Consider the following 12,919-nt stretch of genomic DNA (forward strand, 5'->3'; position numbering starts at 1 on the left):
AATGTAGACCCAATAGTGATCGAATGTGACCGATTTGCTCGGAAAGTTGACATGAACGATCACCGGGCGGATTCTGTTCGTGTGCCTGAAAACCCAGCCCCCCACTTAGCCGCAGAGATCGCCACCCAGCCCGACGACTGGACCCGCGCCGCCACGACCGCCGCCGAGTACAAGGCCGTGCTGCCACAGCCGGGCGAGCGCGTGGCCGTAATCGGCTGCGGCACCTCACTTTTCATGTCCCGCGCGATATCCGCCCTGCGCGAGGGCTCCGGCCACGGCCTGACCGACGCCTGGCCCGCCAGCCAGGTCCGCTTCGGCCGCGACTACGACCGCTACCTCGTCATCTGCCGCTCCGGCACCACCACCGAGGTGGTCAATGCCATGCGCCGGATTCCCGACGGCGTGCCGCGCACCGTCATCTGCAGCAGTCCCGGTACGCCTGTGCTCGATCTCGCCGACCCCGTCCTGATCCAGGAGGTCGACGAAAAGTCCGTCGTACAAACACGTTTCGCCACCACGGCGCTGGCCATCCTGCGCTGGCATCTCGGCGAGGATCTGCATCCCGCCATCGCGGCGGCCCGCGCCGTCCTCGCCGAGGATCCCGCCGAATCGCTCGCCGCCGTGCGCCGGGCCGAGCAGATCAGCTTCGTCGGGATGGACTTCGCGGCCGCCATCGCCGATGAGGCCGGACTCAAACTGCGCGAATCCTGCCAATCCTGGACCGAGGGCTACCCCGCCACCGAATGGCGCCACGGCCCGATCAGCATCGCCGCACCCGGCCGCGCCGTGTGGGCTTTCGGACCGCTGGAACCCAATTTCGCCGCCGATGTCGCGATCACCGGCGCACATCTCGAGCACCGGGATATCGATCCGATGGCGGATCTGGTCCGGGTGCACCAACTCTGCGTACTACGCGCCGCCGACCTGGGCCTGGACCCCGACCATCCGCGCAGCCTGGCCCGCTCGGTGGTCCTGGACCGGTGATCTCGGCCGTGCCGCCCGCTCCCGAGGCCCCGCCGGGCGCGCGCACCGGAACCACCGGTCCGACGACAAGTCCGGCGCGGGCCGCTACTGTGCCGGAAATGGGAATGGTACGGCCTGCGAACGATCCACCGGCGATCCCACTCGAACTGCCGCCGGAGGCGTTGGTGCTCGGTATCGATGTCGGCGGCACCACCATGAAGGGTGAGATCACCGACGCCGCGGGTGCCGTACACGCGGCCGGTGTCATCGAAACACCGAAGGGTCTGGCCGCTTTCGACGCCATGACGGCGCTCGGCGATCAACTCCTCGGCGAATTGTCCACCGAGCAGCGCGCTCTCGTGGCGCGCGCCGCCGTCATCCTGCCCGGCATTGTCGATACCGCGCGCGCCATCGCGGTATTCAGCAGCAATGTCGGCTGGCGCGATGTGGTGATCGGCGACCGGTTCAGTGCCCGCTGGGGTATGCCGGTGCTGATCGATCACGATGTCACCGTGGGGGGTTGGGCCGAGTGGCGCTTCGGCGCGGGGCGCGGCATCGACGATGTGTGCGTGCTCATGATCGGCACCGGGATCAGCGGCACGCTCTCGGTCGGTGGCAGGCTGGTGCGCAGCGCTTTCGGTCAGGCGGGCGAATACGGGCACATCCCGGTCCGCTATCCGGATGGATTACCCTGCCCCTGCGGCAATATCGGCTGTGTGGAGACCCTGGCCTCCGGCGCGTCGGTCGCGCGCGCCTATTCCACCCGCACCGGGCACGAAACCAAAGGCGCGGCCGAGGTTTTCGCGCTGCTCGACACCGATCCCGATGCCGAGGCGGTGATCTCGGACGCGGTGCACGCGCTCGCCGACGGACTGATCGGCGTGGTGCACGCGGTGTGCCCCCGACTGATCGTGCTCGGTGGCGGTCTGGCGGGCGCGGGCGCGGCGCTCACCGAACCGCTGCACCGGGCCATCGCCGAGCGGCTGCGCCTGGTGCCGCCGCCACAGGTGGTGGTCGGCGAGTTCGGTGCGCGCGCCGGTTTGATCGGCGCGGCCCGCTTCGCCCGGTGTGGAATCGTGAGATGAATCGCCCCGGTTCGGTGCGCGCCGACGGATTCCGGGACCTCCGTACCGCATTGGTGTGCCGTCGCGATGAGGGCGACGGTAGCCTGTGCGGTCAGGGGCGTGAGCGACGGGACCGCAGGAGGTAGCGCAGCGTGACCACGAAGGGACCCGTGAGCGCCGCCAATCGGTCCCGGCAGCCGCCGGGACGTTCATCGGAAGCAGGGGTGAGTGCGATGAACCCGAATACGGTACGGGGGCGGATCGTTTCGGCGTCCGCCGAGCTGTACGACGGGGTGATCTCGATACTCGGCGAGCGGATCGCCGAGGTGGCGCCGTTCGCGCAATGGGTTGCCGCGCACCCGGATTCACCGGTGCCGAGCTATGCGGGCACGGTGCTGCCCGGCCTGGTCGACATTCACAATCACGGCGGCTTCGGCCACCGCTTCGACACGGTGGATCCCGAGCAGGCGCGGGGCGCCGCGCAATTCCACCGCTCGCGCGGGAGCACCACGGTGGTGGCCTCCGTGGTGACGGGTCCCGGCGCCGAGATGGTCGCTCAGGTCGCGACGCTGCGTGAGTTGGCACAGCAGGGGATCATCGGCGGAATCCACGCCGAGGGGCCGTTTCTCGCGGCAGCGCGCTGCGGGGCGCAGGACCCGCGCTATCTGCGCGATCCCGATCTCGAACTCACCGAACAGTTGCTCGCCGCGGCGGGCGGCCACCTGCGGGTCATGACGCTGGCTCCGGAACTGCCCGGCTATGACAAAGTGGCACAGCGCCTTTCCGACAGCGGCACCGTGGTGGCGCTGGGCCACAGCGATACCGACTTCGCGCGCTTCCGCGCCGCGCTGCGGCCCGGCGGCCCCGCCGCACTCGTCACGCATCTGGCCAATGGCATGCCGCCGCTGCACCACCGCACACCCGGCCCGGTCGCCGCCGGTTTGGTCGCGGCCGCCGACGGCGCCGCGGTGGTCGAACTCATCGGTGACGGCGTCCATGTCGATTCCGGTTTCGGCGCCTTGGTTTTCGCGGCGGCGGCGGGTCGGGTCGCGCTGATCACCGATGCCATGCAGGCCGCGGGGATGCCCGACGGCGACTACGTCCTGGGGCCGCAACGGGTGCGGGTCTCGGGTGGTGTCGCGCGCATCGCCAACGGTTCGATCGCGGGCGGCACCAGCACCCTGCTCGACGGGTTGAGCTGGGCCGTCAATAGCTGCGGCGTCCCGCTGCGCGCGGCGGTGTGCGCCGCCACCTCGGTGCCCGCGCGCGCCGCCGGACTCACCGAAGTGGGCGATCTGCGGCCCGGTCTGCGGGCCGACCTGCTGGTCGTCGACGCGGATCTCCGGTTGCGACGGGTCCTCAGTAGGGGACAGTGGTTGTCGTGATCCTCACTGTGACAATGAATCCCGCCTACGACATGACCTACCGGGTCGAACGGTTCGAGCGGGGCCAGGCGCACCGGGTCCGATCCGTCGAGCAGCGCATCGGCGGCAAAGGCATCAATGTCACCAGGGTGCTCAATCAGCTCGGCAAGTACGCGCGCGCCACGGGTTTCAGCGATCATGCCTTCGCCGCGGCGGCCGAGTTGGAGCTGCCGGTGGATTTCGTGCACGCCCTGCCCTGGGTGCGCCGCACGGTGGTGGTCAGCGAATCGGTGGACGGCACCGCGACCGCGCTGTGGGAGCCGGGCGCCCGCGTCACCAACCCGCACGCGGCCGAGCAGCTCGCGGTCCGGGTGGCCGGACTGCTGCCCGATATCAATGGTCTGGTCATCTCCGGGTCGCTGCCCGGCGGTGTCGATCCGGGGCTGCCCGCCGAGATCGCCCGCACCGCCGTCGCGGCGGGCGTGCCCACGGTCTGCGATGTGGACGGCGAGGCGCTGCGCCGGGCCGCGCGGATTCCGGGTGTCGTGCTGATGCCCAATACCGATGAGTTGCGACGACTCACCGCGTCCATGCCGGATTCGCCGCGCGCGGTGGTGGATTCGGTGCGTCCGCTGTTCGCGCACGGTGTGCGCGCCGTGGTGGCCACCCGCGGCGCGGAGGGGATGGTGCTGGTCACCCCTGAGGGGGCCTGGTCGGCCCGACTGCCCGAACCGCTGGCCGGAAATCCCACCGGCGCGGGCGATTCCGCGGCGGCGGCGGTCATCGCGACACTGTCGGAGTCGAAGGATCCGGATTGGTCGGTCGTGCTCGCCGACGCCGTCGCCACCTCCGCCTCGGCCGTGGTGGTGCCGGTGGCGGGCGAGATCGACCGCGCCCTGCGGGATCGGCTACTACCGACCGTCATCATCGAGAACCTAGCTGCCCCATGATCGTTCAGGAGTTCGCACCGTGCCGTTGACACCCATCCCCGAACTGCTCGCCGCCGCGAGACCCGGTGGTCTCGGCGCGTTCAATGTGATCACCCTGGAGCATGCCGAAGCCATCGCTGCCGCCGCCGAATCGGTGGAACGCCCCGTGGTGCTGCAACTTTCGGAGAATACGGTGCGCTATCACGGCGCACTGGCCCCGCTCGCGCTGGCCTGCCTGCGCATCGCGGCCGACTCCACCGCGCCGGTCGCGGTTCATCTCGACCACGCCACCGATGCCGAACTTGTCCGCGCCGCGGTGCAACTCGGCATCGGCTCGATCATGTTCGACGGCTCGACCATGGACTACATCGTGAATGTGGCCGCCACGGCCGATATCGCCCGCTGGTGCCATGCCAGAGGGGTGTTCGTCGAGGCCGAGCTCGGGGAGGTCGGGGGCAAGGACGGCGCGCACGCGCCGGGTGTGCGCACCGATCCGGATGAGGCCGTCGCCTTCGTCACCGATACGGGCGTCGACGCCCTCGCGGTGGCGGTGGGGTCCTCGCACGCCATGCGCGATCGCACCGCCGAACTCGACAATGAGCTCATCGCCCGGCTCGCCGCGAAGGTCCCGGTGCCGCTGGTGCTGCACGGATCCTCCGGTGTGCCCGACGCGGGTCTGCGCGCGGCCGTCGCACACGGCATGAGCAAGATCAATATCGCGACCCGACTCAATGTGCTGATGTCGCAGGCGATTCGGGACACCCTCGGCGACGAGATCGCCGACCCGCGCAAATATCTCGGCCCGGCCCGCGCCGCGGTGCGGGCCGAGGTGGCCCGCTTCCTCGAGCTGCTCGCCGCACCGCAGCGGTAGATCCGAATTAGTCCTGACTCGGCCACGTGTGTTCGTCCAGGCGCACGCGGACGCGGGCGATATCGGATTCGGCGGGGAGTTCGTTGGTGATTCTGGTGATCATCACCTGGATGTCGGTGCGGTCGACGGGGTGCGGGGCGGTGGTGAGCAGTTCCTCGGCGATCTGGCGGACCTCGTCGTCGGAGAGGCGGCGGCGCAGCAAGGCCAAGAGGGGGATGTAATCGGATTCCGGGATGCCCTCCGGGTATCCGGCCCGCAGCCATTCGATGATGGCGTTCAGGAAGGGCGGCATGGGAAAGCCTCCGGGTCAGTCGGATTCGGGCAGGGGCGCGGCCAGCGGCCAACCGCCCGCCGCCAGATGGGAGGCGACGCGCGCCACATCCTGCTCGCCGGGGTGTTCCTTGGCTACGCGGGCGATGGCGGATTCGATCTCGGTATGGGCGATGTGACGACCCTCCCGCTCGCGCACCAACTCCTCGGCGATGGTGACCACCTCGTAGTCGGTGAGATGCCGGTGCAGCACCGCGAACAGCGCGACGTAGTCGGCTTGCGGCACGCCCTGCGGATACCCGGCGCGCAACCAGCCGATGACCCGACCGAGCACACCCGGCCTCGGCTGCGGTGCGGGTTGGGGGGATTGCGGAAGCTGCTCGGTCAACTCGGTCCCCTCACGCCTGTCCGAAAAGATGGATGCCGAAGTGCGTGGCGATGAATGCCTTGGCGGTGTACAGAATGCCGACGGCGATGGCCAACAGCACCATGGCGAAGCACAGCATCGCGCCGGCCAGCGCCGGATAGCCGCGCCGCTCCCCGGAATAGAGTCGCACTCCGAGCGCGAAGACGCTCGGCAGCCCGGCGCCCAGTACGAGCGCGGCCAGCAGCACCTTCCACAGCTCGCTGAGGTTCGTGATCAAGGTGTGCACGCCGCCTCCTAAATCTGCGCGGGCGCGGCATTGGCGGCTTGCGTGCCGCCACCGGGCCACTCGTTGACATTGTCGCCGGTCACCGCGTCCCGCCGCGACCGCAGGTAGATCAGTGTCGACAGCGCCACCAGTAGGGCGAACACCACCAGCACGCCGAGCAGACCGCCGAGCAGGTGCGCGATGGCCCAGCAGATCGCGCCCGCGACCCCGGCCAGCGGCAGGGTCAGCCCCCAGGCCACCACCATCCGCCCCATGACGCCCCAGCGCACCTCCGCGTGCTTGCCCAGGCCGGTGCCGAGGATCGAGCCGGTCGCGGTCTGCGTGGTGGACAGCGGCAGGCCGAAGTGCGCGGAGCTGAGAATGATGGCCGCCGATGCGGATTCGGCGGCCAAGCCCTGCGGTGAATCGATCTCCACCAGGCCCTTGCCGAGGGTGCGGATGATGCGCCAGCCGCCGAGGTAGGTGCCCAGGGCGATGGCGCAGGCGCAGGCCGCCATGACCCACAGCGGCATATCGTCGTTCTGCCCCAGGGTGCCGTGCGCGACCAGCGCGAGGAAGATCACGCCCATGGTCTTCTGCGCGTCGTTGGTGCCGTGGGCCAGCGAGACCAATGCGGCCGAACCGATCTGCCCCCAACGGAATCCCGCGCTGACCCGCTGCTGGTCGATCCCCCTGGTGATCCGGTAGACCGCCCATGTCCCGATGGCCGAGACCGCGGCGGCGACCACCGGCGCCAGCACGGCGGGCAGGATGATCTTGGTGACCACGCCGTCGGCGCCGGATGCCCAGATCACCCCGTTGAAGCCGAGCGCGGCGATGGTGGCCCCGATCAACCCGCCGAACAGCGCGTGCGAGGAACTCGACGGCAGACCGAACAGCCAGGTCAACAGGTTCCACAGAATCCCGCCGACCAATCCGGCGAACACGATGATGAGCAGGTCGTGCCCGTGCACGGCATCGAGTCGGACGATGCCCTTGGCCACGGTGGCGGCGACGGCGACCGACAGGAACGCCCCCAGCAGGTTGAGCGCGGCCGAGAGCGCGACGGCGATCTTGGGCCGCAGCGCGCCGGTGGCGATGGAGGTGGCCATCGCATTGGCGGTGTCGTGGAAACCATTCGTGAAATCGAATGCGAGTGCCGTGATGATGACGATCAATAGAACAAGTAGTTCACCGGTCACCCCCATAGTGTGCGATACCGCCCGCATCGATTGCCAAACGGTTGCCCAATGCTGGGTGGCCGCGACGATGCGCTAGCGTGAAGATTTATCGACCGCGCGGCACTGTTCAGCGCAGACCTTCCGGGAGCAGGGCGCGCACCGCGCCGATGGTGTCGGCTGCGGCGGGATCCTTGTCCGGCCGGTAGCGCACCACCCTGGCGAAGCGCAGCGCGACACCGCCCGGATAGCGCGGGCTCGCTTGCACACCGTCCAGCGCGATCTCCACCACCAGTTCCGGACGCAGGTACACCGTGTACTCGTCGCGACCGCGTTCGTGGCGCGGGAATTCGGCGGTCTGCCACTGCAGCAGTGCGTCGGTGAGACCCTTGAAGGTCTTGCCGACCATGACCGGCTCGCCCGTCTCCGGATCGCGCGCGCCCAGATGCAGATTCGACAGGTACCCGGTGCGGCGGCCGTATCCCCATTCCGCGCCGAGCACCAGCAGATCCAGGGTGTGGGTCGGTTTGATCTTCTGCCAGGAGCGGCCGCGGCGGCCCGCCGCGTAGGGCGCGGTGAGCGATTTGATCATGACACCCTCGTGTCCGGCCTCGAGGGCGCCGTCGAAATATTCGGCGGCGGTCTCGGCATCGGGTTCGAGCAGCGCGGGCATGGTGTGCGCGGCCGCGACCTTGGTCAGCGCGCGGCGCCGCTCGGAAAGCGGCGCGTCGAGCAGATCGGCGCCGTCCAGGTGTAGGCAGTCGAAAAAGTAAGGGTGCAGGAGCAATTCGCGGGTGTTGCTTACATCCGCGAAGCGGCTCATGGTCTCCTGGAAGGGGCGCGGACGACCGGAGTCGTTGAGCGCCAGCGTTTCTCCATCGAGGACGACGCTCTCGCAATCCAGGCCGGCGACCAATTCGACCAGTTCGGGCACGCCCGAGGTGATATCGCGCAGCGTCCTGGTGAATACCCAGACCCGAGATCCGCAGCGATGCACCTGGATTCGCGCGCCATCCATCTTCAACTCGACGCTCACCGCGCCGTCCAACTCGGCGAGCGCCTCCTCGAGCGACGCGCCAGGGGAGGCCAGCATGGGCTGGATCGGGCGACCCACCGTGAGCCGGAACCGCGCCAGCTCCGCCGCACCGCCCCGCATGGCCGCCGCCGCGGTGATCGGCAACTGACCCGAGAGCATGTAGGCGCGACGCACCAGGTCCACCGGGACCGCGGCGGCCTGCGCGAGGGCCTCGGCCACCAGCGCGGCGAGCGCGCCCTGCCGCAGTTCGCCCATCAGCAGGCGCAACAGGAATTCCTGCTCGGCTTTGGTGGCCGCCTGCCACAGCGCGCCGAGGACTTCCTTGCGGCGCGTGGCCGAGCCGGCTCCGGAGAGCCCGGCCAGTTCGGTGAGCACGGCGTCGACCCGCGCGACCGTCAATGCCGCCACCTCGGCGGGCGCACCGTCGAGTCCGGTCACGGTGCGCCAGCCCGCGCCGATGCGGCCCTGCAACAACTCGCCGGACACCCACGCCACGACGGCAGGCACCTCGTCGACCGCGGCAGCGCCGATCAGCTCGGCGAGCGCGGCCGTCTTCGCCTTGCGCGACCTGGTGGCCCGCACGGCTTCCGAGGCGGAGACGACGGCGGTGAACAGCACGAACTAGACGGTATCGCGCCCCTGTGACACCCCGCGGGGATCCCACCTGCTAATTCGACATTGGCAGGAATGCGAAATCCCCATAAACTGGACGAATGGCCAAGACATATGTCGGCGCGCGGCTGCGACAGTTGCGCACCGAGCGGGGGCTGAGCCAGGTCTCGCTGGCCCAAAAGCTGGAGATCTCGGCCAGCTACCTCAACCAGATCGAACACGACGTGCGCCCGCTCACCGTACCGGTGCTGCTGCGCATCAGCGAAGTCTTCGGTGTGGACGCCACCTTCTTCTCCTCCCAGGACGACACCCGGCTCATCGCCGAACTCCAGGAAGTGGTGCTCGATCAGGAATTGGGCATCGAGGCCGACACCCAGGAGATCGCCGATATGGTCTCCGCCCACCCCAGCATGGCGCGCGCCATGGTGAGTATGCACCGGCGCTACCGCAACACCTCCGCCCAGTTGGCCGCGGCCACCGAGGACCGCTTCGCCGACGGCTCCGGCAGCGCCGCCATCAGCAAACCGCACGAGGAGGTGCGCGACTACTTCTACCAGCGGCAGAACTACATCCACGAATTGGACACCGCCGCAGAGGAATTGACCGCACGCATCCGCTTCCACGGCGGCGATGTGCACAGCGAGATCGCGCGCAGGCTGCGCGCGCACGATGTGCGCATCGTCGAACGCATCGACCTCGGCAATGGCGTGCTGCACCGCTACGAACCGCAGACCAGGCAGCTCGAGATCGCCCCGCACCTGTCCGGCGGCCAGCGCACCTTCAAACTCGCCGCCGAACTGGCCTACTTCGAATGCGGCGATCTGCTCGAGAAGCTGGTCGAGGAGGGCAATTTCGCCTCCGAGGACACCCGCAAACTGGCCATGCTCGGCCTGGCCAACTACTTCGCGGCGGCGACTGTGCTGCCCTACACGCACTTCCACGAAGTGGCCGAGGATTTCCACTACGACATCGAACGGCTCTCGGCCCTGTTCACCCAGAGCTACGAGACCATCTGCCATCGGCTTTCCACTCTGCAGCGGCCCAAACTTCGCGGGGTGCCGTTCTCGTTCGTGCGGGTGGACCGCGCGGGCAATATGTCGAAACGCCAGTCCGCCACCGGATTCCACTTCTCCTCCAGCGGCGGCACCTGTCCGCTGTGGAATGTGTACGAGACCTTCGCCTATCCGGGCAAGATCATGACCCAGATCGCGCAGATGCCCGACGGTCGCAAATACCTGTGGGTGGCGCGCACCGTCGAGCGGCGCGCCATCCGCTACGGCCAGCCGAGCAAGATGTTCGCCATCGGTCTCGGTTGCGAACTGCGGCACGCGGGGCGGGTGGTCTACGCCGACGGGTTCGACCTCGACGAGGTCAAACCCACCCTCATCGGCGCGGGCTGCCGAGTCTGCGAGCGCGCCAACTGCCCGCAGCGCGCCTTCCCGCCGCTGGGCAAGACACTCGATATCAGTGAGCACCGCAGCTCCGTCTCCCCATACGTGCTGAAGTAGCTAGTACACGAACTCGTAGCTCGGCAACCTGCGCAGACCCGCGCTCACCTCGTGCACCAAATCCTCGTAGCCGATGGCCAATTGGGCCAGTCGGTCCCAGGCGGCGTGGATCGCCCATTCGGGCTCGGTGTAGAGGGCGGCGTGGGCGGCGACGGAATATTCGGCCAGGCGGTCCACCACCGTGCCGACGCTCTCGGTGTGCATATGCGCGCCGCCGGGCGGCAGCGGCAGTTCGACCGCGACCCACCGGTCGATATCGTGCACGATGCGGGTGCGGTGGGTGTCGATCGCCACGACGGCAACGGTTTTGGCGTGCGGGCGATGCTTGTGCAGGCCCGCGAGCAGATACGCGGAGTCGAGAACGGGGTGGCCGCCGCGCGGCGCGATACGCACGGCGTCGAGCACCTGTTCCTTGGTCGGCAGTTCCATGGGATAACCCCTCTGGTTGGGCGGATGGTGGCGGCGCGGCGGAAGGTGGGTGGGATCTGCGAATTCGACTCGGGGATAGGAGATTTCGGCCCGTTTCAACTTCGGTTCCGGCCCGAGCGTCGATTCGGGCGACGACGGCCGGGGCCGCTGTCCCACGGATGTTCGAGCGCGATCAACCCGAGAACCTCCAGCGCGGTGAGCCCCACCCGCTCGGCGAGTTCGGCCAGCCACTGCGCGGCATCGGCGGCTTGGATGGCGGCGGCGGCCTGTTCGGTGCTGAAGGCGCGCCCGCGCAGGTAGGACACCACCCAGCGGTCGTCGCCGACCCGCCGGGCCTGGTGATTCGTGTGATCGCCCGTCAGCCAGACCCGATCGACAACGTGCACCGCCATATTCGCCAACCCCCTGCCATCCCGCCGTGCGGGACTGGCCGAAAAGCCCCCGCCTGTTTGATGCACACGCACAGTAGGTTGGCTCGCCGAGGTCGTCAAGTGTACCGACGGACGGTTCGCAAATGGCGAGCGATCGACCCGAAATGACTCGCACGCAGTACTTTTCCCGAACCAGCCGACCGACGGTTCGCGCCCCGCAACGCACCCGTCCGGCAGCCGACCTTCGTAGGTGGCGTCGGCATCCAGGGGTGCCGCCAGGGGCGGTTCGGGAGATTGGTGACGAATTCGCCGAATCGCCGCAGGTCGGGTCGACGACCCGCGCCCGCGTGCCCGAGAGCTACCCGATTCGAATCGTCACGGTACGCGGCGAGGGGCGGTGCGATCCCGCACCACCCCTCGAATTCCACTGCCGCGCAACCGTCTACTCGACACCGCGACGGAGCCGGATCCCGACGAACGTGAGCACCAGCGCCGCCACCAGCAGCAGGGCCAGGGTCCAGGCCAGCACCGAGAATCCGTGCGGTGCGGCGGCGGAGGCGACGATCGGACCGGCGGTGGCACCGACATAGAAGCTGAACATCGCGACAGACGTCGCGGCGGCGCGTGATTCGCCACCGAACCGCCCTGCGCTCTGCAGGACCGCGGGGGCGATGGTGCCGAGGCCGCCGACCAGCACCGCGAGCAATACGGTGAGCACGGCCAAGTGGGCGCCCTCGAAGGTGGCCACCACCATCGCCGCGGCGGCGATGACGACGCCGAGCATGATCTGTCCGTGCAGCGACAATCGCGACAGCGGGACGGCCAGTAGCGGCAGCGCCACCATGACCGGCAGTGCGCCCGCCCGCAAGGTCAGCAGTTCACTCGAACCCTTGACCAGGCCGGTCAATTCGATCCCGGTGTAGACCCCGACCATCACCGCCATACTCAGCGCGCCCGCCGCAAGCATGGGTAGTAGCGGCCGGATGCGCAGTATGGCGGGGATGGCGGCGTAGCTGTGCCGCAGCGGTTTGTCCGCGCCGGTCGGGGCGTCGTCGAGCATGACCGCGCGCAGCGCGAAGGCCAGTGCCGCGAAAAGCACTGCGGAGCCGAGGAATACGGTGCGCCACGGGAAGGCGGCGGCCACCGTCTGCGAGACGATCTGCGCGATGACCGTGGCGGCCAGGAATGACGTGGCCACCGACATGGTGACGACCGCGCGATGCGCGGGTTCGATGCGGGTGGCGACGTAGGCCATGATCGCGGGCGGGATGGATCCAACCACCAGCCCCTGTGCGATGCGCAGCCCGATGGCCACCGGCACATCGAAGGCCAGACCGGTCAATAGGGTGACCACTGCGGCGACCAGCATGCCGGTCAGCAGGACGCGGCGGTGCCCGAAGCGATCAGAGAGCGGGCCGAACAGGACGAAGCCGCCCGCGTAGCCGAAGGCGAAGGCGCTGATGATCCAGGTCATGGCGGCCGAGCCTGCGCTCCACTCCGCGCGCATGGCGCTGAACAGGGGAATCGGTGTGTACATCTGGCCGGTGGCCAGGAGGGCGGACAGGACGAAGACCGGCAGGGTGCGCGCGGTGTGCGCGCGGGCCGAGAGGCCGGTGGCGGCGACCCGGACCGTCGTGGCCGGAGCGTGGAATGTCGGCGATGCCATGCGGAGAACGCTACGGTCGAGCCGAT

14 protein-coding genes are annotated in these 12,919 nt (G+C 68.9%); 6 read left to right on the forward strand and 8 right to left on the reverse strand.

Annotated features, from left to right (window positions below; all coding sequences use genetic code 11):
* Positions 1 to 81 precede the first annotated feature (81 nt).
* From D5S18_RS10040 to D5S18_RS10060, 5 genes are all read left to right on the forward strand, one after another.
* Positions 82 to 984 (forward strand): SIS domain-containing protein, encoded by a 903-nt coding sequence (locus D5S18_RS10040; protein WP_239003646.1) that lies wholly within the window; start codon positions 82 to 84, stop codon positions 982 to 984.
* A gap of 98 nt (positions 985 to 1,082) precedes the next feature.
* Positions 1,083 to 2,048, forward strand: a complete 966-nt coding sequence (locus tag D5S18_RS10045) for an ROK family protein (RefSeq protein WP_120040509.1) — start codon at positions 1,083 to 1,085, stop codon at positions 2,046 to 2,048.
* A gap of 212 nt (positions 2,049 to 2,260) precedes the next feature.
* Complete coding sequence (locus D5S18_RS10050; protein ID WP_120039536.1) at positions 2,261 to 3,412, forward strand: N-acetylglucosamine-6-phosphate deacetylase; 1,152 nt, start codon at positions 2,261 to 2,263, stop codon at positions 3,410 to 3,412.
* Positions 3,409 to 4,341, forward strand: coding sequence for a 1-phosphofructokinase (locus D5S18_RS10055; RefSeq protein ID WP_120039537.1), 933 nt, complete (start codon positions 3,409 to 3,411; stop codon positions 4,339 to 4,341). The genes D5S18_RS10050 and D5S18_RS10055 overlap by 4 nt, the downstream gene beginning before the upstream one ends.
* 19 nt (positions 4,342 to 4,360) lie before the next feature.
* Positions 4,361 to 5,191, forward strand: a complete 831-nt coding sequence (locus D5S18_RS10060; protein WP_120039538.1) for a class II fructose-bisphosphate aldolase — start codon at positions 4,361 to 4,363, stop codon at positions 5,189 to 5,191.
* A gap of 7 nt (positions 5,192 to 5,198) precedes the next feature.
* Here the strand turns inward: D5S18_RS10060 and D5S18_RS10065 are convergent, their stop codons facing one another.
* The 5 genes from D5S18_RS10065 to D5S18_RS10085 all read right to left on the reverse strand — a co-directional run bounded on the left by D5S18_RS10065 (position 5,199) and on the right by D5S18_RS10085 (position 8,925).
* Positions 5,199 to 5,483 carry a DUF3349 domain-containing protein gene (locus D5S18_RS10065; protein WP_120039539.1) on the reverse strand — a complete coding sequence of 95 codons (285 nt, stop codon included), beginning with the start codon at positions 5,481 to 5,483 and terminating at the stop codon, positions 5,199 to 5,201.
* Positions 5,484 to 5,498: 15 nt separating this feature from the next.
* Positions 5,499 to 5,849: a DUF3349 domain-containing protein gene (locus D5S18_RS10070; protein ID WP_203236674.1), complete on the reverse strand. Its 351-nt coding sequence runs from the start codon at positions 5,847 to 5,849 to the stop codon at positions 5,499 to 5,501.
* A 10-nt stretch (positions 5,850 to 5,859) separates the two neighbouring features.
* Positions 5,860 to 6,114: a hypothetical protein gene (locus D5S18_RS10075; protein WP_120039540.1), complete on the reverse strand. Its 255-nt coding sequence runs from the start codon at positions 6,112 to 6,114 to the stop codon at positions 5,860 to 5,862.
* Between the two features lie 8 nt (positions 6,115 to 6,122).
* The gene (locus tag D5S18_RS10080; RefSeq protein WP_120040514.1) at positions 6,123 to 7,295 is read right to left on the reverse strand and encodes an inorganic phosphate transporter; all 1,173 of its coding nucleotides are present in this window, start codon (positions 7,293 to 7,295) and stop codon (positions 6,123 to 6,125) included.
* 106 nt (positions 7,296 to 7,401) lie between these two features.
* Positions 7,402 to 8,925 carry an ATP-dependent DNA ligase gene (locus tag D5S18_RS10085; protein ID WP_120039541.1) on the reverse strand — a complete coding sequence of 508 codons (1,524 nt, stop codon included), beginning with the start codon at positions 8,923 to 8,925 and terminating at the stop codon, positions 7,402 to 7,404.
* 95 nt (positions 8,926 to 9,020) lie between these two features.
* Here D5S18_RS10085 and ramB point away from each other — a divergent pair, with 95 nt between their 5' ends.
* On the forward strand, positions 9,021 to 10,427 hold the full coding sequence (gene ramB / locus D5S18_RS10090) for an acetate metabolism transcriptional regulator RamB (protein WP_120039542.1): 1,407 nt from the start codon (positions 9,021 to 9,023) through the stop codon (positions 10,425 to 10,427).
* Here the strand turns inward: ramB and D5S18_RS10095 are convergent, their stop codons facing one another.
* From D5S18_RS10095 to D5S18_RS10105, 3 genes are all read right to left on the reverse strand, one after another.
* The gene (locus D5S18_RS10095) at positions 10,428 to 10,856 is read right to left on the reverse strand and encodes a DUF4254 domain-containing protein (RefSeq protein ID WP_120040516.1); all 429 of its coding nucleotides are present in this window, start codon (positions 10,854 to 10,856) and stop codon (positions 10,428 to 10,430) included.
* A 95-nt stretch (positions 10,857 to 10,951) separates the two neighbouring features.
* On the reverse strand, positions 10,952 to 11,248 hold the full coding sequence (locus D5S18_RS10100) for a hypothetical protein (protein WP_147403917.1): 297 nt from the start codon (positions 11,246 to 11,248) through the stop codon (positions 10,952 to 10,954).
* A gap of 421 nt (positions 11,249 to 11,669) precedes the next feature.
* Positions 11,670 to 12,893, reverse strand: coding sequence for an MFS transporter (locus D5S18_RS10105; protein ID WP_120039544.1), 1,224 nt, complete (start codon positions 12,891 to 12,893; stop codon positions 11,670 to 11,672).
* Positions 12,894 to 12,919: the final 26 nt, after the last annotated feature.

Origin of the sequence: Nocardia panacis (assembly GCF_003598715.1) — a bacterium.
In the GTDB taxonomy this organism is placed as follows: Bacteria; Actinomycetota; Actinomycetes; order Mycobacteriales; family Mycobacteriaceae; genus Nocardia; species Nocardia panacis.